22 protein-coding genes are annotated in these 23,519 nt (G+C 42.8%); 16 read left to right on the top strand and 6 right to left on the bottom strand.

The genetic code is table 11. The features are described 5' to 3' along the window. Positions 1 to 511 precede the first annotated feature (511 nt). The 15 genes from AC27EZ_RS01605 to AC27EZ_RS01535 all read left to right on the top strand — a co-directional run bounded on the left by AC27EZ_RS01605 (position 512) and on the right by AC27EZ_RS01535 (position 16,748). Positions 512 to 1,357, top strand: coding sequence for a flagellin N-terminal helical domain-containing protein (locus AC27EZ_RS01605; protein ID WP_487133630.1), 846 nt, complete (start codon positions 512 to 514; stop codon positions 1,355 to 1,357). A 698-nt stretch (positions 1,358 to 2,055) separates the two neighbouring features. After that, complete coding sequence (locus AC27EZ_RS01600; RefSeq protein ID WP_487133629.1) at positions 2,056 to 2,895, top strand: flagellin N-terminal helical domain-containing protein; 840 nt, start codon at positions 2,056 to 2,058, stop codon at positions 2,893 to 2,895. Positions 2,896 to 2,985: 90 nt separating this feature from the next. Next, positions 2,986 to 3,468: a flagellar protein FlaG gene (locus tag AC27EZ_RS01595; RefSeq protein ID WP_487133628.1), complete on the top strand. Its 483-nt coding sequence runs from the start codon at positions 2,986 to 2,988 to the stop codon at positions 3,466 to 3,468. An 11-nt stretch (positions 3,469 to 3,479) separates the two neighbouring features. Continuing rightward, on the top strand, positions 3,480 to 4,913 hold the full coding sequence (gene fliD, locus AC27EZ_RS01590; RefSeq protein WP_487133627.1) for a flagellar filament capping protein FliD: 1,434 nt from the start codon (positions 3,480 to 3,482) through the stop codon (positions 4,911 to 4,913). A gap of 16 nt (positions 4,914 to 4,929) precedes the next feature. After that, positions 4,930 to 5,358, top strand: coding sequence for a flagellar export chaperone FliS (gene fliS, locus AC27EZ_RS01585; RefSeq protein WP_487133626.1), 429 nt, complete (start codon positions 4,930 to 4,932; stop codon positions 5,356 to 5,358). Next, the gene (locus AC27EZ_RS01580) at positions 5,355 to 5,669 is read left to right on the top strand and encodes a hypothetical protein (protein ID WP_487133625.1); all 315 of its coding nucleotides are present in this window, start codon (positions 5,355 to 5,357) and stop codon (positions 5,667 to 5,669) included. The genes fliS and AC27EZ_RS01580 overlap by 4 nt, the downstream gene beginning before the upstream one ends. Before the next feature lies 1 nt (position 5,670). Continuing rightward, positions 5,671 to 9,042: a 6-hydroxymethylpterin diphosphokinase MptE-like protein gene (locus AC27EZ_RS01575; RefSeq protein ID WP_487133624.1), complete on the top strand. Its 3,372-nt coding sequence runs from the start codon at positions 5,671 to 5,673 to the stop codon at positions 9,040 to 9,042. Between the two features lie 63 nt (positions 9,043 to 9,105). Beyond that, on the top strand, positions 9,106 to 10,065 hold the full coding sequence (locus tag AC27EZ_RS01570) for a hypothetical protein (protein ID WP_487133623.1): 960 nt from the start codon (positions 9,106 to 9,108) through the stop codon (positions 10,063 to 10,065). Between the two features lie 108 nt (positions 10,066 to 10,173). Then, positions 10,174 to 11,265, top strand: a complete 1,092-nt coding sequence (locus tag AC27EZ_RS01565; protein WP_487133622.1) for a polysialyltransferase family glycosyltransferase — start codon at positions 10,174 to 10,176, stop codon at positions 11,263 to 11,265. A gap of 3 nt (positions 11,266 to 11,268) precedes the next feature. Continuing rightward, positions 11,269 to 12,396 (top strand): GDP-mannose 4,6-dehydratase, encoded by a 1,128-nt coding sequence (gene gmd, locus AC27EZ_RS01560; RefSeq protein WP_487133621.1) that lies wholly within the window; start codon positions 11,269 to 11,271, stop codon positions 12,394 to 12,396. Then, a complete protein-coding gene (locus tag AC27EZ_RS01555; RefSeq protein WP_487133620.1) occupies positions 12,389 to 13,501 on the top strand; it encodes a DegT/DnrJ/EryC1/StrS family aminotransferase in 1,113 nt (370 codons plus the stop codon). Before gmd ends, AC27EZ_RS01555 begins: the two co-directional genes overlap by 8 nt. A 12-nt stretch (positions 13,502 to 13,513) precedes the next feature. Next, positions 13,514 to 14,569, top strand: coding sequence for an N-acetylneuraminate synthase family protein (locus tag AC27EZ_RS01550; RefSeq protein ID WP_487133619.1), 1,056 nt, complete (start codon positions 13,514 to 13,516; stop codon positions 14,567 to 14,569). Then, entirely contained in the window at positions 14,562 to 15,170 is a 609-nt protein-coding gene (locus AC27EZ_RS01545) for a DapH/DapD/GlmU-related protein (RefSeq protein WP_487133618.1), read from the top strand. The genes AC27EZ_RS01550 and AC27EZ_RS01545 overlap by 8 nt, the downstream gene beginning before the upstream one ends. Further along, positions 15,167 to 16,036: a sugar phosphate isomerase/epimerase family protein gene (locus AC27EZ_RS01540; RefSeq protein WP_487133617.1), complete on the top strand. Its 870-nt coding sequence runs from the start codon at positions 15,167 to 15,169 to the stop codon at positions 16,034 to 16,036. The genes AC27EZ_RS01545 and AC27EZ_RS01540 overlap by 4 nt, the downstream gene beginning before the upstream one ends. Before the next feature lie 10 nt (positions 16,037 to 16,046). Further along, positions 16,047 to 16,748 carry an acylneuraminate cytidylyltransferase family protein gene (locus AC27EZ_RS01535; protein WP_487133616.1) on the top strand — a complete coding sequence of 234 codons (702 nt, stop codon included), beginning with the start codon at positions 16,047 to 16,049 and terminating at the stop codon, positions 16,746 to 16,748. Between the two features lie 10 nt (positions 16,749 to 16,758). On the opposite strand, the gene AC27EZ_RS01530 is transcribed toward AC27EZ_RS01535, so the two are convergent. Next, complete coding sequence (locus AC27EZ_RS01530) at positions 16,759 to 18,045, bottom strand: class I SAM-dependent methyltransferase (protein ID WP_487133615.1); 1,287 nt, start codon at positions 18,043 to 18,045, stop codon at positions 16,759 to 16,761. Between the two features lie 150 nt (positions 18,046 to 18,195). On the opposite strand from AC27EZ_RS01530, the gene AC27EZ_RS01525 reads away from it, so the two are divergent. Further along, a complete protein-coding gene (locus tag AC27EZ_RS01525; protein WP_487133614.1) occupies positions 18,196 to 19,074 on the top strand; it encodes a GSCFA domain-containing protein in 879 nt (292 codons plus the stop codon). Between the two features lie 27 nt (positions 19,075 to 19,101). On the opposite strand, the gene AC27EZ_RS01520 is transcribed toward AC27EZ_RS01525, so the two are convergent. From AC27EZ_RS01520 to pseH, 5 genes are read right to left on the bottom strand one after another with little or no spacing between them, the layout of a single operon-like run. After that, complete coding sequence (locus AC27EZ_RS01520) at positions 19,102 to 20,589, bottom strand: CDP-glycerol glycerophosphotransferase family protein (protein ID WP_487133613.1); 1,488 nt, start codon at positions 20,587 to 20,589, stop codon at positions 19,102 to 19,104. Between the two features lie 15 nt (positions 20,590 to 20,604). Continuing rightward, entirely contained in the window at positions 20,605 to 21,354 is a 750-nt protein-coding gene (locus tag AC27EZ_RS01515; RefSeq protein ID WP_487133612.1) for an SDR family NAD(P)-dependent oxidoreductase, read from the bottom strand. Positions 21,355 to 21,376: 22 nt separating this feature from the next. After that, positions 21,377 to 22,621 carry an AMP-binding protein gene (locus tag AC27EZ_RS01510; RefSeq protein WP_487133611.1) on the bottom strand — a complete coding sequence of 415 codons (1,245 nt, stop codon included), beginning with the start codon at positions 22,619 to 22,621 and terminating at the stop codon, positions 21,377 to 21,379. Between the two features lie 6 nt (positions 22,622 to 22,627). Beyond that, entirely contained in the window at positions 22,628 to 22,882 is a 255-nt protein-coding gene (locus AC27EZ_RS01505; RefSeq protein ID WP_487133610.1) for an acyl carrier protein, read from the bottom strand. Between the two features lie 48 nt (positions 22,883 to 22,930). Next, positions 22,931 to 23,518 (bottom strand): UDP-4-amino-4,6-dideoxy-N-acetyl-beta-L-altrosamine N-acetyltransferase, encoded by a 588-nt coding sequence (gene pseH / locus AC27EZ_RS01500; RefSeq protein ID WP_487133609.1) that lies wholly within the window; start codon positions 23,516 to 23,518, stop codon positions 22,931 to 22,933. Position 23,519: the final 1 nt, after the last annotated feature.

Here is a 23,519-nt window from a genome sequence, read left to right as displayed (position 1 = left end):
AAGAACCTAAAAAAAGCTAAAGGAATTTTTGTTATTGGACGATAACAAATACAAAGGGGACGTTGTAAGTAAATACTCTTTCAACACCTCAAAATAATAATAATAAGATTAATTTATTTTGTTTTTAGCTTCTTTAAATTTTTGCATTTTTTAAATTTTAGCTTTAAGAATCAGTGGCTTAATTTTACAAAAAAAGATTTAAAAACTTCTAAAGAAAAAATGAATGTTAGTCGATAAAAAGGTAAGTAAGGCTGAAGGTAAGTTAGGAGCTGCTAACCGGCGAGAATGAAGCCAGGAGGTAGTGAGAGGTTTGAGGTTCTGGAACATCAAACCCACCGGTCAGCAAAAGAGAAGGTTACTTCTCTGTGTAGCAAGCTTAATCGGGGGTGACCCTACTAAGCGTCAGAAAAACATCTGACAATTTAATTAAGCACAGCTTATGCCAAAAAATTTTAAACGCGCAAATAATAATAAAAATAGCGCACTACACTTAAACTGTTAGGAGAGACTCATGAGTCTATTTGTAAATACCAATGTGTCATCGCTGAATGCGCAACGTCAATTGTTCACAACGGGCAATAACCTAAGCACTGCTTTTGAACGTTTGTCTTCAGGTTTTAGAATTAACAGCGCCGCAGACGATGCAGCCGGTCTTCAAATTACTGACCGTATGACGTCGCAGATTCAAGGCTTAAACCAAGCGGTTAGAAATGCTAACGATGGTATTTCTTTAGCACAAACTGCAGAGGGTGCGTTACAGGAGACCACGACGGCCTTGCAACGAATCAGAACCCTTGCTATTCAGTCGCAAAACGGTATCAATAGTTCTGCAGACCGTCTAGCGCTACAAAAAGAAGTATCTGCTTTACGTACAGAAATATCACGTATATCAACAACCACACAGTTTGCCGGTGTTGAAGTGTTGTCTGGCGATTTTTCAGCAAGATTCTTGGTTGGCGCGAATGCGGGTCAAACAATTTCAGTAAACCTTTCTACTCAAGCACTAAATCGTGCTGGCGTAAATGGCTTCAGCGCAACAGGGTTAGGTATTACAACAGCAGATGTACTAACAGAAACGAATGCATCAAGCTTGTTATCGGCAGTAGACAGCGCAATTTCGGCAATTGGTGGAATTCGAGCTGACCTGGGTGCGCTTCAAAATCGTTTTCAATCGACAATCAGAAACCTAAGCAATATTTCTGAAAATGTATCGGCGGCAAGATCACGTATCAAAGACGCAGATTTTGCCACAGAAACGGCAGAGCTTAGCCGTAACCAGATACTGCAGCAGGCAAGTACAACGATTCTCGCGCAGGCGAATCAGCGTCCACAGGCCGCATTGTCACTACTAGGATAATTTTAACGAGGCGTTTTTAGGGAAGGAGTTGAGAGGCCATCCCCCAAAAGGGAAGCGACCATAGCGGTCGCCCCTTTAAAGAAAATGCCGACTAACAGGACTGAGAGTGTAGAAGCGTTGGTTGAGAGGCCAGTTTGTCCTACTAAATACCTGCCAGCCGACAGAAACTGAATTTGCTCTATCTCCTAACGTGAGCAAATTGGCCGAGAACTTCGTGTCTCGGCCTTTTTTTATCTTTACCGAAACGCCCGCCAATTTCAAATATTCATGTGAGCAACATGATAATTCAAATATAACTAAGCAGATTTGATGCCACCTTTTCATTTCTCATCAATCTTGTTCAGACCATAGCCTTTTTAACTGCGCGATGTAATCTCGCATTTTCGCATTTTCGCTTTCTAGCACCAAAGCTAATTTCCCCAAAAAATAGTACGCCCCAGCGTTTTCATCTACTATTTTTGAAATTTTTTTTAGTTATTTTTATTAACTAAAACATGTGTTTATACGTTTATTTTATCTTCTTTATAAAAAAATTGAAAAAAACGCTAAAGAACCTCAAGCATTGGCCGATACCTATTGTTGAGGGGTAATTTATTTACTTTATGAGAGGGATTGGAAGGGAGTAGTGACCCGACCAATTTGAACTGGAAGGATTTGATGCGTAATAAAACATCATCGAATCCCTAGGAGGTAATCTAATGTCTTTATTCGTAAATACTAATGTATCTGCGTTAAACGCTCAACGTCAGCTTTTTGACGTAAACGATCGTTTAAACACATCTTTTGAAAGACTGTCATCGGGGTTTCGAATCAACAGTGCATCTGACGATGCTGCTGGTCTTCAAATCTCAGACCGTCTAACATCTCAGGTTCAAGGTTTGAACCAAGCGGTACGTAATGCTAACGATGCAATTTCGTTAACACAGACTGCTGAAGGAGCGCTTGGTGAGGTAACGTCAAGCCTACAGCGTATCAGACAGCTTGCAGTTCAGTCACAAAATGGCATCAACTCATCGTCTGACCGTTTAGCATTACAAAAAGAAGTATCTGCATTGCGCACGGAAATATCACGTATCGCAACAGACACGCAATTTGGTAATGTGAACTTGCTGAATGGTAGTTTCTCTGCATCATTCCTTGTTGGGGCGAATGCTGGACAGACGATTTCAGTGAATTTATCATCTGGAAGCCTTGGTTCTATCAGCGGGTTTAGCGCGACAGGCCTAGGCATTACAACAAATAGTGTGGCAACCGCAAGTGGCGCTTCTTCATTATTGTCAGACGTTGATGCGGCCATATCTGGTATCGGGGCGGTACGTGCCGACCTAGGTGCACTTCAAAACCGTTTCCAGTCTACTATTCGTAACCTAAGCAATATCAGTGAAAACTTATCGTCGGCTCGCTCGCAGATAAGAGACACAGATTTTGCTGCTGAAACCGCTGAGTTGACTCGTAACCAGATTATTCAGCAGGCATCGGTATCTGTACTAAGCCAGGCAAATCAGCGTCCGCAAACTGCGCTATCTTTGCTCGGATAAGCTATAATTTAAAAACCTTAGTTGAGATATAACGGGTGCTTGCTAAATAGGCAAGGCCCGTTTTGTCGTTTCAATGGGAGGGGTAGTAAAGTGGATATTCAAACTAGTCAAATTGGTCAGGCTTTTGCATCAACTGCACCCGTTACTACGCCGAAGTCTTCTAATGAAGACCTAGGGGCGTCGGAACAAAGGCGAGAAAGCATCGCTAATGCGGATAACGGTGATACAACGCAACGTACCAACGTAGTCGCTAATAACAGAGTAACTACGTCTGAAAATAGTGTTCAAGCTTCTCAGGAACAGGTCGATAACCTTGATAGAGAGAGGGTGAATGAGCGTTTAGACAGTGCTGTTCAAGAAGTAGAGTCTTTTTTGAACGGACAAAATAGAAACTTGACGTTTTCTATCGATGACGAAACTAAACGTTCTATTGTTACTGTTAAAGACTCGCAATCGGGCGATGTCATTCGGCAGATTCCTTCCGAGGAAGTATTGAAGTTAGCCGAGAGAATCCAAGAGCTCCAGCAAGATGTTGGAAGTAGCGTGGGAGTCTTTATCAACAACGAGGTTTAATGAGGTAGGTTATGACAATTCAGTCGCTTGGTGTAGGGTCGGGTTTAGCGCTCGACGATTTAGTACAGCAGCTGCTTCAGGCAGAGCGTGCACCTAAAGAAGCACGTTTAAATGCCAAAGAAGAAAAATTAGAGGCTGAAATATCGGGCTTAGGTCAGATTAAGTCTAAGCTATCGTCGTTCAAAGATGCCGTTGACGATTTAAGAAGCGATAACGACATTAACGGGCGTGAGCCAACGATTACCAACCCCAGCGAAGACGACGATGTACTTTCTGCTGAGGCGTCAAATTCCGCACTTCGTGGCACGTATGATATTGTCGTAGAAGAACTTGCATCGGGCAGTCGCATTACTACCGATGCTGGTGCGTTTTCCTCAAGTAGCGAAGCTGTTTTAACCGCCGGCACAGGCTCGTTAACCTTTGACGTTGGCGGAAGCGAAAGTTTCACTGTCAATATTAATGCGGGTACGTCTCTAACGGCCCTGCGAGAAGCCATAAATAACGCAGACGACAATTTTGGCGTAACGGCAAACATCATTGATACCGGCACAGGTGCTGGTCCCCGGCTTGTATTCTCATCAAGCGAAACAGGCACAGGCAACGACCTCAATATTACCAATGACACAGGTGTCGCCGAGCTAGACAGGTTGTCTACAACAGGCGGTGCATCGAGCATTAACGCCTTGAATATTGAAGGTGCGACCAATGCTGTTGCTTACATAGATGGTATTGAAGTTCAAAGCAGTACGAATAAGTTTGAAAATACAATTCAAAATGTATCTTTCGATGTTAAAGAAATTTCTCCTAAAGATTCGGTAGGTGACTTCATATCGACCAAGCTTGAAATAGGCTATGACCGAGAGGGTCTCGATAAGAAAGTTCGTGATTTTGTAGAGAATTACAACGGATTAGTTGACGAAATCAAAACGCTTACACGTTACGGCGAGTCTGAGCTTGAAGATGACGGCGCACTTGCAGGTGACTCCCTTTTGCGCGGTATACAGAGTGGTTTAGCATCTATTGTAGGTGACAGCGTAAGCTCTTCAGCACTCGGTGGGCTATTTCAAATTGGTATCGAGTTTGACGATGACGGTAAACTTGAAATTGGTTCTACTGATTTTGGTTTAGGTTCAGGTGAAGACCGATTGTCAGATGCGCTAGAAGATAGTTTTGATGATATTGCTAAGCTGTTCACCGACCCTGATGAAGGAATTGCTGTTCGTCTTTATGATTTCTCGAAAGAATACACATCATTCGCAGGGTTAATAAGCCTAAGAGAGCGAGCAGCGAAGGATGATAGGGACGACCTTTTTGATCAGCGTGAGCAATTAGAGCTACGGATGCTGAGCTATGAAGATATTTTGCGCGATAAATATCTCAATCTCGACCAAACCGTCGCCAAGTTAAACCAAACAAGTTCCGCATTACTTGCGTCGCTTGGATAAGATAATCGGAGAAGTTATGTCACTTAAAGGTATCAACGCTTATAGAAAAGGTAATTTAAAGCAGGACGTTTCAACCGCCGATCCGCACAAACTTACTCTTATGTTGCTGCAAGGTGCGCTTGACAGAATAGCCTATGCAAAAGGGGCGATGGAACGAAAAGAGCTTGTTTCAAAAGCCGATTTTATTAGCAAAGCGAGTGCTATTATCATGCACCTAAGAGATACGCTAGATTTAGAAGTTGGCGGTGAAGTCGCAAACAATATGTTTGCGCTTTATAACTACATGGTAGAGCGCTTAGGTGATGCGCATGTAAATAACGACTTGAATATGTTGGACGAAGTGTCTAGCCTATTAACACCTATTCGCGATGCGTGGGTTCAGATCCCTGAAGAAGCTAAACAGGAAGCATTTGAAGCTCAGCGTCAAAAACGACAAGCTGTGTGAAGAATTCGATACTAGACCATCAACATACTCCCATTTTTTTGAAGGCAGTCAACGCAAAGTTGGCTGCTTGCTTGTCACTCGATAGCGATGACTTCTCCACGTCAGATTTTCAATCACTTATTACGTTGCGCCATAGAGTTGTTATTCGTGAACTTGCTCGGTTGACTGAAGCAGATAAAGAAGCGTTTTCTAGCCAAGAACTTAAGATAAATCAAAAACTCCAAGAGCTGGCGCAAGGTTTGCTAGATAATGCAAAAGAAGAGGCCGTCAAATTTTCCAGAGGCCGAGCAGCCGTAAAGAAATATAAGTAGAATGCTTAATCAAATACAGTTACACGTTCATGAGGACGAAGATGCCCAGCGAGACATAGAGGCACGCGTCGCAAAGCAGATTAGACAGTGTTATCACGAGAGTGTCGAGGCAATAAAGCGGCATATTCCCTCCTTGCTGCCCATTATTGCCGAGAGCAAAACAAGCAACTTCACGGTAATGTGTAACAAAGATGGCGAGCTAAACCTCGTTAACCTCATTTCTGGTCAGGTTTTATACGGTGTACACCCTGAAACTGAAGTGGTGTCGCATGTCGCTGCTGAATTATTGGCTGCGTCACCCATCTGGATGACTGAGGAACGGGGGGATAAGCCGAAGACATTAGTTATTCTAGGTCTTGGGCTAGGTTATCATTTAGCCGAAATTGTGAAGCAGGAGCAGTTTGATCAGGTCGTTGTGTATGAACCGAATAAGGAGAGTTTTATTTGCTCTCTTTCCGCAATCAGTTGGAAAACCCTATTACAATCTGCAAAGCGGGCCGGCATCGGGCTATTTCTTCAAATTGGTGATAATGCGAGAAACATTTTTGCCAATATGGAAGAGTTGCGATTACATACAGCAACAAACGGGTTCTACCTTTACAAGCATTTGAACTTCCCTATTTTTAACGATATTCACCATGCGTTGGTTACTAATGCGTGGCAGGAACTCGAGCATTGGGTGCCTACTGAGAAGGTTGCTAACCCAATTGTCAATTTTGTTTCTCCATGGAGCTTATCGAGTCATCAAGGAGACTGGTCTAAAAATCTGAACGAGGGGTTGAAGACAAAGAATTTAGCAGCATTCAAAACGTATTTTCCAAATATCTTTGAAGAGTTCTCATCTTATGAAGCCGAGGTGTGGGAGCCCGTTGTACATCAGAATAATGAAATCAATCTTCAACACAAAAAGACAGGAGCTCTTTTTTATGGGCTTGCGCCCCAACATGAGGCCCGTCAAAGCTTTGAGGGGTTTGCGCAACATCCCCATAAAGATGGCATTATTTTAGGGTACAAAGGCAAAAAACTGCGTAACTATTTGCACTATCAAATGGTTGTTGAAAGCGAGTCGGTAATGAAAGGTGTTGAAGATGAACACGGCATTTTACCGGAGCGAGTCAAGTCTTCGATATTTTTTGGCATTGCCGCGGGTTATGACTTAGCCTTTTTTATTGAGCACTATGATGTTGAAAAGCTATTCATCTGTGAGCCCAACAAAGACTTTTTTTTCGCGTCTCTTTATGCAATAGAATGGCATTCCATACTTGAATATTTCGAGAAAAAGTCACGTCGACTTTATCTCAATATAGGTGATGATGGCACTAACCTTACCAATGATCTTCTTGTTCAATTTCAATCAATTGGCCCTTATGTATTAGCTAATACTTATTTCTATCAGTCTTACTATAACGAATATTTGTCATCGGCAGTTTCACAGCTAAGAGAGCAGCTGCAGGTGATGATTGCGATGGGAGATTATTTTGACAACGCTAAGTACGGTATTTCTCACACACATTGGGCGATAGAGAATAATGTTCCGTTTTTGAGGCATGACGCAAGCCAGTACTTGTCTCAAAATTGCAAAGAAGTGCCCATTTTTATTGTAGGGAACGGACCTTCTCTAGATGACTTACTGCCTTTATTGAAAGAAGAGGGCGATAGCGCAATCATTGTATCCTGCGGAACCGCATTACAGACGCTGCACAAGCACGGAATAAAGCCAGATTTTCACGCTGAGATAGAAGCAAATCGTTCAACGTATGATTGGGCGGTAAGAGTCAATGATGATGACTTTTTAAAAGACGTCACGTTATTAAGTTGTAATGGCATTCACCCTGATACGTGTGCTCTCTATCAACGTACTCTCCTTGCTTTTAAGCAAGGAGAGGCGTCAACCGTTTCAGTGACCGATCTCTACTCCAAAAATACGTTCGGGCTATTAGAAAGTGCCTATCCCACCGTAACCAACTTTGCGATGAACTTATTTTTAGAATTAGGCTTTAAACAATATTATTTGTTCGGTACTGACTTAGGGTTTGTTGATGAAAATTATCATCATAGTAAGGCTTCTGGCTACTACGACGACGCTGGCAACGAGCTTTATGACTACACCCACGAAAACAATACGTCTCTTGTTGTGCCCGGTAATTTCAGACGCTTTGTAAATACTAAATACGAGTTTAAGGTGTCTAAATCGGTATTGGAAAATATCGTGTCCTCGTATAATGTTGATATTTATAACCTAAATGACGGCGCTAAAATTAACGGCACGTTGCCATTGCAACCAAACGATATGATCCTCGTCAGCTCATTTGAAGAAAAGATGCAGGCGTTGCGAAATATTAATGATCATGCGTATTCTCCCCTTGATTTTAGCGCGTTTAACAACAAGTTTTCAGCCCGTTACAGTCAAGTGCATTTATTAGAAGAACTTACCGCGCTTTATGATTTGCTTCCTAATGGCATCGCAAATAAAACGGAGTTAGAAAACATTATTGATGAACAGAGAGAGCTAATTGTCTCCTCTTTGCTGCGAAAAAAATCACTGCTGTTTTTTTACTTAAACGGCACACTCAATTATATCAATAGCTCGTTAACGAAAGTCAGCACATTGCAGGACCAAGAAAGGTTAGTAACGCTTGGCAGTGAATTAATTGCCATTTGGAAGCGTTATGTGGGCTATATCAAAAGTGGTTTCATACAAACGCAGTTTGAGTTCGATGGTATCACCAGCTTTATGGGTAAACGACGCGTATTAATGATTGAGAAAGCGTTGTTGATGGCACCGTTCCATGTTGGTATTTATGGCAACGCGTTAGCATGTAACAGCAGCGCGTATTTTGAATTGGTTAGCGCAAACAATGTTTCTGGCTCAGTATCAGCAAACATCATAGTGGGAAGCGAACATGTCGATGAATACAAAGACGTGCTCGATTGCCTTATTGAGAGCGAATACGTAGACGATATCAATACGCTATTTGATTGCGGAAAAAACGTTGTATATCTGCCCGGAAGCTACGTAGACGATGTTCATTCAGTTTCATGTAACGGCGAGACGCGACTAAACTTTGCAATATTGTCTCTAATCAGTGGCTTACACAATGCTATTTTTATCCCAAAATCTATCTATGTTGACGGTATGGGGTCGCCTCTATATGAACATCTAGGGGGCGTAGAGAAAATCTATGCCTATGGTGCAGTCGATTTTATCGTGCTTTCTAAAACACCCATTCAGGAAAAAGACTATTTCCTCGGCAGTGGAGATAGGCTTGTATATATTCCCGAACTCAAGGAACTTGATTTATTGGGGAGAAAGGTTGACGAGCGAAAGTATGAAAGTATGAAAAATACGTTTTTTGCACGTCAAACGTATTAATCAAAGGGTATTCGTTGGTTGCTGGCGAAAAATGCCTGAACCGTTGTGCTAAGAGACGCCAATATGCAGGAAAATACCATAGACTTTGTCATCCTTTGGGTGGACGGTGAAGAGGCCGCTCATCGAGCGAAGAGGCAGTGCTTTTTGAGAGACGATGGCCAGGAGAAATCGGCGTCAGACGTTGAACAATCAACGGATGATAGGCGTTTTATACAAAGCGATGAATTACGTTATTGTTTGCGCTCTATCAAGCATCACGCACCATGGTATCGAAATATTTTTTTGGTCACCGACAACCAGGTGCCCGCATTTTTAGATAAAACGCGCCTTCACGAGGATCGTATTATCATTATTGATCATCGCGTATTGTTCGAAGGCGCGCTTGATAAACTCCCTACCTTTAACACCCGTGCTATTACGTCTATGCTCGATAATATTCCAGGATTGAGCCGCTCTTTTATTTACGGGAACGACGACTTTATGTTGGGTAGTCCGGTGGATGAATCGTTTTTCTTTGATAATGATCAACCTGTGATATGGGGAGAATGGCAAGAGGTCGATGATGCGGCACAACTAACGTTGTTCCAACAAGGCATGCTAAATGCCGCGATATTAGAAGGGCAGTGCGCTGATAGGTATATTAATATCAGTCATGGCTTCCAACCATTACAAATAGACATAATAAGAACGCTAAAAAAGGCGCATAAAGCAGAATTTGCTAATAATATAGAGCATAAATTTCGGCATCGTAGTCAGTTTTTACTCGAATCTCTTCACAATCACTATTGCTACCATACCTTGTCGATGCCGGTGCGTGGAACAGAGCCCATGGTCCATTTTAGTTTCGAGCTATGCAGGAGTGGTTCAGAGGATAAAATTCGGTTTCTTTTTGACTTATTTTCAACTCATCAGCGCCACATGTTCTGCTTAAATGAGTATCAATCGTTGTACCCAAGAATCAGCTGGGTAAAGAAATGTTTGGATGAATTATGTGGTCCGCCTTTAAACAGTGAGTTGATGTAGAAAGGGGAGGTGTTGATAGCTTTAATGCATTTCTTTAATCTGCCGATAACAAGGCTACATCGTTACAATTTTGACATCTGCGTATAAAAATGGCATCGGATTATTTCAATGAGATTGGTTAATTCTTCTCACAACGTTCTTTTACTCATCACATCACCGTTTCAATATTGGTGTGCAAAAGAGTACTTACATCAGAACAATTTGGCCAATAGTACGCTTACCATTGTAAATGCAGGTACATTTTGTGAAAACTCAATGCGCCAGATAAAAATAATGCATGACGATGTCACATTGCGCCAAGAAATTATTTTAGACATTCCTCGCCACGGAGATTTAGCGTCTCGTATTTCGCCCTATGCTGAAATAATTAATGGCCTAGCGTTGCAGCATTTTGATGTCATCTTATTGGGTGATTTACGACAGATTTGGATGCAGGATGTGGCGTGCAGTGTTGCGTGCGATAACGTTGTGTTAGTAGATGATGGCGCAGCAACAAATGTATTTGAAAAATATCTAATCGCCCCTAATGGTTACACGCTACCTATTCCTATGCACGTTAAAAATGCGAGCAGAAAAAGTGAAGCGCAGGCAATAAAACGCTCGCTCGGCATTACTGATAATCAAAAGCCGTTCTCTCTTTTCTCAGTCTTCTCATTTAACAATCAAGAGCGTGCAAAACGCAATACGTTGTCTCTTATGAAGGCACAATTTGAGAATAGCCAAGCGCAATACCGCAATGAGTGTCATTTCATCGGCTCTCCGGTATGTGAAAAAGGAATAATGACACGAAGACATTACGATGATGTGCTACGTGACGCGGCGTCACAAACAAACCAGGGTGAAGCGCTAGTATATTTTGCGCATAGAGCTGAAAATCTAGAGCAGAAAGAAAGCGAACTAAATTCTTTAGGATTTTCAATAGAATGTTACGATGAACCTTATGAACTTGTCTGTGCTGGCCAATCGCGTATACCTAGACGAATTGCGGGGCTGCACTCTACGACATTGTTTAATTTGAAAAAAATATTTGGAAGTAGTGTGAACGCCACATGCTACAAGATAAACGATGTGCATCTAAAGAAATTAGGTGAGGTAAACTGGGGAAGCGACACGTTTACGTTACGCGATCATGTCGAATCTATTTACGCGCGATTAGACGAGTTTGGTATAACATCGCGATATGCTAATAATGAAGGGTAAAGCATGACAAAAAAGGTAGCGTTAATTACCGGTGTCACTGGGCAAGATGGTGCCTATTTATCTCGGTTTTTATTGGATAAAGGTTATGAGGTACATGGATTAAGACGTCGAGTATCACTTCGTAACTTAGACAGAGTTGAAGATCTCGTTGCGCCTCCTCAACAAATAGAGAACAACTTTTATCTGCATTATGGTGACATGAGTGATTCACTTTCTCTGGTTCGATTATTAAACGAAATTCAACCTGATGAAGTCTACAACCTCGCTGCACAGAGCCATGTGCATGTGTCGTTCAGTGCGCCTGAAAATACCGCTGATATTAATGCACTTGGCACGTTAAGGCTATTAGACGCGATACGAACGCTGAAAATGGAAGATAAAGTACGTTTTTATCAAGCATCCACGTCTGAATTGTATGGAAAGATTCAAGCACCCCGTCAAGACGAGTCAACACCGTTTTATCCGCGATCTCCTTACGCCACTGCAAAGCTCTATGCTTACTGGTCGGTGATTAATTATCGAGAGTCGTATGGGATGTATGCATGCAACGGCATCTTGTTCAATCACGAATCTAAATATCGCGGGAAAACATTCGTTACACGAAAAATCACATCAACCATTACGCAAATTGCTTATGGTCTGCAGAAGTGTCTTTATTTAGGAAATATTGATGCTGAACGAGACTGGGGACATGCAAAGGATTACGTCGAAGCCCAGTGGCTAATGTTGCAACAAGAGAAGCCAGATGATTTTGTTATTGCATCTGGAAAGAAAACGTCGGTTAGAGCCTTTATTGAAATGAGTTTTGCATGCCTTGGCATTACACTTCAATGGGAAGGGGCTGGTATAGACGAAGTAGGGAGAGTGAGTCAGATCGATCATGACACAATAGGTTCCATTTCAAGCAACGTGCCTATTCAACTGAAAGAAGGGGATACCGTTGTGAAAATCGACCCCTATTATTTTAGACCCAACGAGGTAGATGTTCTATGGGGCGATGCAAGTAAGGCCGAACGAGAGTTAGGATGGAAACCATCCACCAGCCTTCAAGAAATGGTCGACGAAATGGTTTTTCATGACCTAGGACTCGCGCGTGATGAAGCGTTATTGAAAAAGTATCGACATGTCTAAAATATCAATTCCTGTATCTACTCCATTTTTAACAGACGAGGCAAAGACATTAGTAATGCAGTGCCTTGATAGTGGATGGATTTCATCACAAGGCGCATTTGTCGAAGCATTCGAAGATGCTTTTGCACGTCACACAGGGGCAAGGCACGCAGTAAGTGTTACAAGCGGAACGGCAGCACTACATTTAGCGCTTCTTGCTGCTGGCGTTGGCCCAGGTGACGAGGTCATTGTGCCTGACCTGACATTTGCGGCAACCGCTAATGCGGTATTGTTGTGCGGCGCTACGCCTGTGTTGTGCGCGGTGTCAGAGCAACATTGGACGATAGACGTCGATGACTTAGCCGCCGTAATATCTGATAAAACAAAAGCCATTATACCGGTGCACCTTTATGGTAACCCTGCCGATATGGACAAGATATTGTCGTTTGCCAAACGTTATGAACTTTGTGTAATTGAGGATTGTGCAGAATCGTTAGGGGCTACGCTGAACGATAAGCACATGGGAACATTTGGTGACATGGGGTGTTACAGCTTTTTCGCTAACAAATTGCTTTCTACCGGCGAAGGCGGGATGGTGACGACGAATGACGGCTCGCTTGCGCAGAGGTTAAGAATTTTGCGCGACCACGGTATGAACCCTGAGAAAAAATACTGGCATGAAGTTGCAGGTCTCAATTACAGGATGACCAATATTCAGGCAGCTATTGGTGTTTCACAGCTTAAGTCATTTAATGAATTTTATGCAATCCGGCAGCAGCAAGAGGCGCAATACCGTGCTAGGCTTTCACAATACAAATCGGTTATTTTTAAAGAAAGCATACCGGGCGCACAGCCTGTAAATTGGCTCATGTCGATTATTATTGACTCAGATAATAAGGCAGTATCCAATACGTCGCTTCAAGGTGCGCTTCGCGAGAACGGTATTGACTCGCGGCCATTTTTTTATCCCCTTCATATCCAGCCACCTTACCGTGATGACCGTGATGTTTTGCAGCGAACAATTTCATTAGCAGATCGCGGCCTATCATTACCTACTTATGTTGGATTAACAGAACAACAAATTGATTTAATCTGTGATGTGATTGAGCAACACTTAAGCGAATAGCGAGACAATAGAATGAGCAAATATAGTTTTGCAAACGAAGTAACGGTAGGCAATACGCGTGTGGGTGATGGAAGCCCTACCTATATTATTGCTGAAGCCGGAGTCAATCATAACGGCAGTATCGCGCTTGCTTTCGAATTAGTGGATGTTGCTGTTGAGTCTGGCGCGGATGCAGTTAAGTTTCAGCTGTTTAATACGGCGGCCTTAATTAGTGACAACGTAGAAAAAGCAAGCTACCAAGTCCAAGATGAGTCGGACGTGCAATCACAGTTTGATATGTTAAAACAACTAGAAATAAGCGCACATGATTGTAAGGAATTAGCGGCTTATGCTGAGACAAAAGGAATAGACTTTATCGTTACTCCTTTTGATGAACCAAGCCTCGAGTTTCTAAAAACACTATCGTTATCTAGTTTAAAAATATCGTCAACTGACTTGACCAATACTGCGTTTCTTTTAAATGCTGCAGAGACTCAAGTGCCCCTAATATTGTCAACAGGGATGAGTGAACAATCTGAAGTTGATGAGGCGATGAAAGCCTTATCAGGAAAATGTTCAGACGTTATTTTATTGCAGTGTACGTCTAGCTATCCAGCGCCGGAAGCATCATTAAATTTGCGTGTAATGGAAAAATACGCACACGATTATGGCGTCATTGTCGGATACTCTGACCATACCGCTGGTATCGGAGCGTCTCCCTACGCGGTTGCGGCAGGTGCTCAGGTGATTGAAAAGCATTTTACGCTAGATAAATCATTGCCCGGTCCAGATCATCAAGCATCTCTTTCTCCAGCAGAATTACAAGAACTAGTAAATGAAGTCAGACGCGTAGACATGATGATGGGGCGCGATATCAAGCGCGTTGAGTTATGCGAGAAAGAAAATAGAAACGCGTTGCAAAAGTGTCTCGTTGCGAAACGAGCTATAGAGAAGGGAGAAAGCTACTCTTATGATAACGTTGTTGCCCGTCGTACTGGTGGCAAGGGCATCCCTGCAAACTACTTAAGCGATATAGTGGGTAATGTATCGCATCAACACGTCAACGCCGGTGAGATAATTAATGCCTGATAAGCATTTTATTTTACTCGGGGCTGGTGGACATGCACGTTCTCTTATTTCTTTAATAAGGCGAAACGGCGACGGCATAGAATGCATCATAGATAACAATGCCCGCATAGGCGAAACAATAATGGATGTACCGGTCGACGTTGCGCTAGAAAGTCGCACATCTCCTTTGATTTTGGCCATTGGCGACAATGAAAATAGGAAAATGGAATTTTTTGAGCATAAATCTGCACTCGTGTCTGAACCGATTATTCATGACGACGCGTACGTCGATGGTACGGCTTTGTTGTCAGTTGGGACGCAAGTTTTTTGCCGCGCTTACATTGGCCCAATGGTGCGTATAAACGAAAATACCATCATAAATACACATGCAGTTGTTGAACATGAAGCTGCCGTCGGTGCGCATTCTCACATTGCAACGGGCGCGATATTGCTAGGACGTAGTTCAGTGGGAAGCCATTGTTTTATCGGTGCAGGCACCGTGGTAAGAGATGGTGTTACCATTTGTAATGATGTGACAGTTGGTGCGAACAGCTTCGTAAATCAAAATATTACGTCCCCTGGTTGTTACGTGGGGTCTCCAGCAAAACGGCTAAATAAATGAAAAACAATATTTACGTGTCTAGCAGTTGTGTCAACAACAGCAAAATAGCAGACAGTGTTGTTCAGCTTGCTGATATGGGGTTTACTCATATAGAACTTTCTGGAGGCACAAATCTTTACGATGGCTGGCTAGATGATTTGTTGGAACTTAAAGATAGATATCGGCTGTCTTATCGGTGTCACAACTACTTTCCTCCCCCTGAAAAGCATTTCGTACTTAATTTGTCATCGGCGAATCATGAAGAAAGAGAACGCGCAGTTGCGCACGCAATAAAAGCCATCGAACTTTCAAAGCAGTTAGGTGCAACGGAGTATGGTATTCATGCTGGGTTTCGTTTTCAGCCAGACACCAAGTTGTTAGGAAAAGCCTTTAATAAAACGTCACTTCAGCCAATGGATGAGGCATTAATGGTTTTTGCACAATCTTGGAACAGGCTCGAAAGCATTGCTAAACAATATGCCGTTGACCTTTATATAGAGAATAATGTGCTATCCGCAGCCAATAAAAAAACGTTTGGGAAGGAAAATCCATTTTTGGCAACCGATGTTGATTCAATTTCAACGTTGTTATCACTTACACGCGCTAAGTTATTGCTTGATGTCGCGCACCTCAAAGTAAGTTGTCAGAGTTTAGGGCTGTCGTTTCAAGACCAATTAACGTCGCTTGTTCCGCTCGCGAGCTATTTACACTTCAGTGATAACAATGCCCAGGCCGATACTAATCATGGCCTGAAAAGCGACTCAACGCTTTATCATTTGCTCAGTGACGTGTCGTTGCAAGACAAGACTATTACGTTGGAAGTGTACGATGGTAGTCTCACAGATAGCTACCGAAACACCATGTCACTGCTAAGCCGTAATAATTAGAGGTCAGGCGATGCGAAAAATACTTGCCATCATCCCAGCTCGCGCAGGCTCAAAAGGGCTGAAAGACAAAAATGTGATGCCAATATGCGGTAAGCCATTATTAGCTTGGACGGTAGAAGCAGCGCTGGGAACTGCGTTGATCGATAGCGTAGTATTATCTACTGACAGTAAAGCGTATGCCGATATAGGCAAGTCGTTTGGGGCACGAGTACCGTTCCTTCGAGAGGATATCTATTCATCTGACACTGCGAGCCTTATTGACGTGGTGAAAGATACGGTCGATAAGTTACACGAGCAAGGTGAGCATTATGATGTGATCATTATTTTACAGCCAACCTCGCCATTGCGAACAACCCGCCATATTGATGAAGCGTTGAATTTATTTTTCTCTATTCAAGGTTCACCAAAGTCTCTCGCGTCTGTGTATGAAGTTGAGCGAAAATATCGCTGGCTACTAAATACTAACACTGCCGGCGAGCTTCGATTTGTAGATGATGCCCTCAATAGTGGGAAAGGCTTTCGTCGCCAAGATAATACGCCTGTTTATATGCCAAATGGTGCGATTTTTATCTATGAACGTAATGCGCTAGCTGCGCAATATCAACCAACCACGTATCCGTTTGTTATGACCGCGTCTGATTCTGTGGATATTGATACATTGACCGAGTTTGAAACCGCCGAGGTGCTACTCGCAAAAACGTTGAAACCCTAACATTAACGCACTACTCGTAGAGTGTGATGAGTTTCACGTTCTCCTGTTTCAAATGCTTTATGCGCCGATAAATAGACTCTTGGAAGGTATCTGAAGAAATAACAATGGCGGCAGAGTAGGGGGGCGTTAAGGTCGTGACGGGTAACCCATAACGTACCGTTTTATCATCGCTTACATCAGGCGAAATAATATTCTTAATTTTTGCCCGTGCCGACGGTGGTAATGCCGCTACCAGTTGTTCAGTGTGCTTTCCTGTTCCATACAAAGATACTGTGCTTTCATTGTATTCCATTAACGACGCAATAAGCTTTTCAATGATATGAGTTTTTTGTTTGTTTCTAGCACTTAATAACTGCTGTAGATAACGGCCTTTGTTATTTTCTAATTCACTAAGAAAAGCGCTCACGTCCTGATATTGGTTGGAAAATTCTGAAAGGGAAGTACTATCATGGCATCTCTTAAATGCCGCCCTCACACACTGATCACCAATGACAAGATTGTACCCGCGCCCACTCATTAAATTAGTCAGCATTTGTAGGTTAAAATGATAGTTATGCGCGTTTTGCAGATAAGTTAAAAAGTCACATTCGTAGCTATTTTTTAGATTAAAAAGGCCAGGTACCTCGATATAAATCACACCATCAGGACTAAGAAGTTTATCTATGGTATTGAGTTCAAACTGGATGTCTGAAAAATGCTCTAGCACGTGACTAAGAATAATGATGTCGTAGGTTGACGATGTTTCTTCAGAAAGCTGCTGAGAGGACATACATTTTAGATTTAGGCCGTGCTTTTGACCCTCAGATAAATAGCTGTCACCAAGGTCTATCCCTTCGACAATAAACCCGCTTTCTTTAAAAGGGTATAAAATCCCCCCTGCACCACAACCAATCTCTAGGACCCTCGCCGGGGCACTTATTCCCACGTCTGATAGGTAAGATAAAATGCGCGATCCCCGCCGACTTTGCTTATTAAAGAATGATTCATCCGCTATATTCTTTCCCACATAGAGCGGGCGATAAAGCTCATCGTAAAATCGCCGGGTGCTTGGAGCATCTAGTCTGGTGGATGAAAAGACTTGGCCACATGATTTACAAATAGACGTATCGAGGGGGATCCCATAACGGTCTTTTGCCGCAATGAGCTCGTTGTCATTAGTGCCACACAAACACGACACGCTTTCGTATCGGTAGATGTTGCTGCTTAGGTTTTCCAATAAGCGCGCTTTTGCTGTTTGTTGAATATCGTTTAATGGCATAACCGACACGCTGTCGTTAGAAAATCTTTTAGCCAACAAAATGTGTTCCCCCTATATTTACATTACTTAACGGCTGTATTGATATTCTCTTTATGTTTATTTGCCCCTTTATGCTTTTACTCTAAAGTGTTTTATCAATTATGCCGATACCTTGAGTATAGAAAGCAGCGTTAGTCAGAGAGGAACAACATGCGTAAAATGAGCGTATTAGAAAAACATGGGTTCAATGGCCTCAATCGGTGGCCTAGTTGTTCGCAACTAGACGGTGAGGACGCACTGCATGATTATTTCTTACACGGTTATGCACCAGAAGAACCTATAATAGCAAAAGACACTAAAATTACTGCATTTGGTTCATGCTTTGCGGGTAACGTTTCAAGGTATTTACTTAAGCATGGTTACACGGTCAACGCTCACAGTTGGGATCATAACCTTTCAGATATCATACGAATTGATGAAATTATGGTACATACACCTGCGTTATTGGCACAGTTTCAATGGGCGTTTCAGGACAAACCCCTCGAGTCTATCTTTATAGGGTCCGCTGAAGAAAAAGCGCAGACCTACCATTCGATGGATGCTTGCAAGCAGATCATTAAGGATACCGAGTTTTTTATTATTACATTGGGGCTGACAGAAGCATGGTATGACAAAGAGAATGAGCAGTATCTCTGGAAGTTCGTGCCTAATAAAAAGTTAGATCCTACCCGCTTTGAAAGCCGTTTCGTTTCGTTTACTGAAAACTTAAACAATCTGCAAGAGATCTATGACCTCATCAAGAGCAACGTTCCTGATGCAAAAATTTTACTCACGCTTTCCCCGATCCCGCTGCTAGGGTCTTATCACGGCAAGAGTGTTTTATGTGCAAATACGGCATCAAAAGCGACGCTACGCGCAGTGCTTCACGAATTTATATCTAACGTTAATGACAGTAATGTCTATTACTTTCCCTCGTATGAGCTGGTCAATCACTATGTTGAGTCTCCATGGAAAGAAGACAATAGACACATAACGCCAGAGACAGTAGACACAATCATGTCGATTTTTGGTCGTTACTTTTTAAAATAACGCATTGATTCTTTACACGACGTTTAATTAGCCAGTACCACTGCGCGTTCTTGTGGTGGTAATGTTGTCGCGAACGAGGTTTACGATAGACGGCGACGCGTGCGTGTTGTTCATACCAAACTTGTCACGAAGCGCTGCTCGTTTTTCACGAGATATTTCGCTGTCAAGCATCAGCATATTCAGCAATGCATCGATAGTAATTGCATAATCACCTGCTAGAAAGTCGTTATCGCTTACCAATGTTTCTCCACGACGTTTCACGTATTCTTCTTTGTCGTATTGAAAGTAAACAATGGGCTTATCAGCCAATAAATAATCATAAGCAATGGACGAATAATCAGTTACTAATGCTACGGCATCTGCAAGCCATGGGTATATATTTTTACCACTAGGATAAAGGTAAAGATGCGAGTAGCCAGGTAGTTGCTGTAACGAGTCGCACTGTGATAACCCCATCGCTTCGCCAAAAACGCGGGAAATAAAAGGGTGAAACTTCAACACAAAAGACCGTTTATTTAATTTACACCATGCCTCTATTTTCGCTAAATCTAGCGGGTAGTTATTATTTCCCCAGTCTCTATACGTTGGGGCGTAGACAATAATTTGCCCTGTTTTTTCCTGAACCTCTGCAAGCGCAGCGTGGGGCTCTGCATTTATCCAGTCGCGTTCTTGCGGATGTTGAGCAAAGACATCATTTCTTGGATATCCTAACGCTACATATTTTTTGGCACGAAATATCTTAGGGAAAATGTGCTTATTAAACCAAGGCGAACTGGAGATGAAGGCGTCATCGCAAATAGTGGGATAGTGAATGTTTCCACTCAACGCTTTATAAGGCAGGCCATGCCATAGCTGTATAATAGGAATGTGCTTACGCAAAAGGGTGAACCACTTTCCAGTGAACTCATGGTCAATAATCATTTTTTCTGCGCGCAGAAATAGCCAAAGCGAGCGTAACGTCAAGCCCTCATAGTATTGTTGGTCACTATCAAGGAGAGGCATCTTTTGTTTCAAATGTCGGCCAATAAGAACAGCTTCGTTGGGGAATTGCCGTTGATGTTCACGATAGGCAAGAAGCATATTCGTATCGAAAAAGCCTTCTGCATAATAAACGTATCCTCGCTGAGGTATCACGGTACGCAAAAAAGCAAACAGCATGTTGATCAGCGAGAGCAGGCCGTTTTTAATTGCAAAGCTTATCGGAAGCGTATATGGCTTTATGCTGATGTTATTATCGGTAGTGTCCGCAATAAATAAATCGGCTTTTCTAAACCCCCGTTTTAACAAACCCGCCGCGATATCGTCAGTGTATTGGGCATGATGTAAAATAATGCAGGCATGCTCATCGGCATCACCTTTGCTGTTAATGATGTCGTGACGCTTTTTAAAGTTATCGGCAAAGCCGTTTATGTCAAAACCTTGTGATGCCAACGTTGCCGCAAGTTTTGCACCGGCAGGGTTAGCTGGCGCTACGTAAAGCGGCTTAGTCGATAGCATGGTGCGATAATTTTTCAATGGAAGGTAGCCACCTTATGCCGTAGAACCTGCGTCAACGGTCAAAATTGTACCTGTTATCGCCTTTGCCTTATCACTTAAAAGGTATAAAACGGCCCCCGCTGCATCGTCCGGCGTGGCAAGTGTACCGAGCGGACTGCGCCGCTTCACACTTTCTAATTTATCGCCTTGCAGACTGTCGGTCATGTCGGTTTGCATATAGCCTGGTGCAACGCAATTAACAGTAATACCTGCTTTACCTACCTCTCTGGCAAGAGAGCGAGAAAATCCTTCCAATGCAGCTTTGCTCGCAGCATAGACGCTTAGGCCATTAAACCCAGTACTGGCAATAATGGATGAAATATTAACAATTCTCCCCGTGCGGTTTAGCATCATGCTACGGCTCAAGTATTTCGTTAATAGAATAGGTGCTTGAACATTAATATTCAGAAGGGCATTGATGTCATTATTATGCATGGTCGCAAGTACGCCATCAGAGCCAACGGCTGCGTTATTAACCAGTCCATAAGGACGGCCATAAGACGTAGTAATGCTTTTACATATGTCATGTACGCCTGCTAAGTCAGACAGGTCGTATTGAATAAAAAAGGCATCGTCTGCATGTTGCGTGCACAGCGTCGAGAGCTCGTCCGTTAACGTACGTGATAAGGCTACGATACGGTAGTTTTCGTTCAATAGTTGCTTGCAAATTGCCAGTCCAAGGCCTCTGCCTGCCCCCGTCACAATAACTAATTTTTTTGCTGATAAATTATGTTGTGTTGCCACTTTATTCTCAGTTTATATGCGTTTAATGACGTTCAAGCTTGCCACTTTTAGAAAGTGGTAGTGATGACACGATATTTATTTTGGTAGGCATATCTTGCCGTGTTAAATGCTTTTTGCAGTGCATTAATATCGCCATGCTAGGCTTTATATCTGATGTATCCTCGCTGTGCACCAATACGATATCTGCGGCAACGACTTCACCTAACAGGGTATTTTTTTTCCCATAAACGCGCGCTTGGGAAACTAGCGAACACAATAGCAATACCTGTTCTACTCTTTCAGGAAACACCTTATGGCCGCCTACATTTATCGTACCATTCGAACGTCCCTTGAATATAACGCGATCGTTTTCTATTTCTACATTATCTTGCGTATTAATGTAGCCCAGCGCATCGTATTCGACGTTTTCACTAGGCTGGTGAGGTGAGGTGGCGGGTTTAATCCAGAGTTGATAATCATCGTCTATCTTAAGGCTGTTGCCATTAACACCTGTGTCAATCCAAACCTTTGGAAACCCCGCTTGTTTGTCATTTACCGCAAAACCTACGCCGGCTTCAGTCGACGCATAAATATGATAAATATTAGCGTCAGGAAAGCGTTCATCAAGGTGCGCCAGTAACGCGTTGTCGGCAATTTCTCCACCCAGTGTAATGTATTGTAAAGGCACGTTATCTAGTTGTTGCGACAACAAGAATCGTCTCCAAAGAGAGGGCGTAGCAGAGACGGCAGAAATGCCCCGTTGTTGCATAGTTAAAAGTTGTGACTCGATATCGCCCTGCACGCAATCCACTATGGTGCCGCCACTTAGCAGGCTTTGCAGTATTACTTGAAGCCCAGCAAAACGGTGAGCTTGATAGCAAAGACCCCATCGAAGGTGTGTAAGATGTTTATTCGTGCGTATTGATGCACATAGGCTTGCCGTACTGTGTGAAATCTTTTTTGGCTTACCTGTGGTACCAGAGGTAAACAGGTAAAAAGTGGTTTGGGCGTTTGCAGGTGGCGCGGTAAACACGCCGTATTCAAAGTGCTCAGGGGTTACCGCCACCCAGTCTGTTGCGCCCTCTAACGCAAGTAAACCCACTATAAATTCGTCTAGGCTATTGAAGGGGAGAGTATTTCTCGTGCTTGCGTTAGATGACTTTTTCTTTAGTGTTGTTTGCAATAGTGAGACGGTTTGCGCCAATTGGGCGTAGGTCAATTCTGAGCCGTCTTCACCGATAATGGCTATACCTGAATGTTGACAACTACGAAACAGTAGCGGTTTCATTGCTGTTTACTCGCCAAGCGTGCTTTCATATACACGAGTAAACTCACCAAATGTTCGTGGATAAACAACAAGGTCCATTTCACTGAAAGGGTCGGTGCCTAACTCTTCCTCTAGTTGAGCCACTAACATGGCAAAGCCGAGCGAGTCTAAGCCACTTTGCAATAGAACCGTATCGTCATTGATATCGGTTATCAGCTTGCAGTCCGCTATCTCTGCAACGTGATGCATGCTGGTTAATATGGTTTGTTTGATATGCGTCATTTCTTGGTGAGTCTCTCAATAAAATTAGTAGTAAAGTAATGTAAATGGCTATGACTCAAATGCAATGTTTTCAGCGGCAAGTCTTATCTGTTTCGGTAACAGAGCGAATACATTATTTTTGTTATCTTCCCATGTTGCACGCCTATAAGAAAAGCGTTTCACTACGTGCTCAAGGTTTTCTCGCTTTACCGTATCACCGTCTTCAAGCTGTTCGTATTTAAATAATCTGTGAAGCTTTATTACGCCAGTATTAAAAGACAATACCTCAGCATACAAGGTATCAGCGTTAGCGTGGCTAAATGCATAGACCAGTGCTGCCACCTCAAGAAGCAACCCCGAACCTGGCCATACGTTATCTTCACCAATGTAGCAGCCCCATTCAAGCGTTTTGGGTTGCTCTTGAACTTGCGTAAAGTTAAGCACGCCAATGGGCCTACTGTTTTGCTTAAAGATAAAAAACTGCTTATTCTGGTCTTTCTTTAATGCGTTAAACCACGATAAATGCGCATCCCACGTGATTTCTTCATTGTTGTGCATGTTGTTGCGAATATGGTCTTGATTGCGCCACCCTAAAACTAGCTTTAGGTGTTGTTCTGTCAGCGCTGTGAATTCGCTTAATGGATAGTGGTTAGCCATC

This window comes from Alteromonas sp. 4NH20-0056 (assembly GCF_057539655.1).
Note: the sequence above shows the minus strand (reverse complement) of the source record. Positions and strands in the feature narration are given on the sequence as shown.

Coding starts and splice junctions, on each gene's coding strand:
- AC27EZ_RS01545 (WP_487133618.1), top strand. CDS start 14,562: ATGCCTGATAAGCATTTTATTTTACTCGGGGCTGGTGGACATGCACGT.
- AC27EZ_RS01575 (WP_487133624.1), top strand. CDS start 5,671: ATGCTTAATCAAATACAGTTACACGTTCATGAGGACGAAGATGCCCAG.
- AC27EZ_RS01600 (WP_487133629.1), top strand. CDS start 2,056: ATGTCTTTATTCGTAAATACTAATGTATCTGCGTTAAACGCTCAACGT.
- pseH (WP_487133609.1), bottom strand. CDS start 23,518: ATGGCTAACCACTATCCATTAAGCGAATTCACAGCGCTGACAGAACAA.
- AC27EZ_RS01510 (WP_487133611.1), bottom strand. CDS start 22,621: ATGAAACCGCTACTGTTTCGTAGTTGTCAACATTCAGGTATAGCCATT.
- gmd (WP_487133621.1), top strand. CDS start 11,269: ATGACAAAAAAGGTAGCGTTAATTACCGGTGTCACTGGGCAAGATGGT.
- AC27EZ_RS01505 (WP_487133610.1), bottom strand. CDS start 22,882: ATGACGCATATCAAACAAACCATATTAACCAGCATGCATCACGTTGCA.
- AC27EZ_RS01570 (WP_487133623.1), top strand. CDS start 9,106: ATGCAGGAAAATACCATAGACTTTGTCATCCTTTGGGTGGACGGTGAA.
- AC27EZ_RS01565 (WP_487133622.1), top strand. CDS start 10,174: ATGAGATTGGTTAATTCTTCTCACAACGTTCTTTTACTCATCACATCA.
- AC27EZ_RS01555 (WP_487133620.1), top strand. CDS start 12,389: ATGTCTAAAATATCAATTCCTGTATCTACTCCATTTTTAACAGACGAG.
- fliS (WP_487133626.1), top strand. CDS start 4,930: ATGTCACTTAAAGGTATCAACGCTTATAGAAAAGGTAATTTAAAGCAG.
- AC27EZ_RS01525 (WP_487133614.1), top strand. CDS start 18,196: ATGCGTAAAATGAGCGTATTAGAAAAACATGGGTTCAATGGCCTCAAT.
- AC27EZ_RS01540 (WP_487133617.1), top strand. CDS start 15,167: ATGAAAAACAATATTTACGTGTCTAGCAGTTGTGTCAACAACAGCAAA.
- AC27EZ_RS01605 (WP_487133630.1), top strand. CDS start 512: ATGAGTCTATTTGTAAATACCAATGTGTCATCGCTGAATGCGCAACGT.
- AC27EZ_RS01550 (WP_487133619.1), top strand. CDS start 13,514: ATGAGCAAATATAGTTTTGCAAACGAAGTAACGGTAGGCAATACGCGT.
- AC27EZ_RS01535 (WP_487133616.1), top strand. CDS start 16,047: ATGCGAAAAATACTTGCCATCATCCCAGCTCGCGCAGGCTCAAAAGGG.
- fliD (WP_487133627.1), top strand. CDS start 3,480: ATGACAATTCAGTCGCTTGGTGTAGGGTCGGGTTTAGCGCTCGACGAT.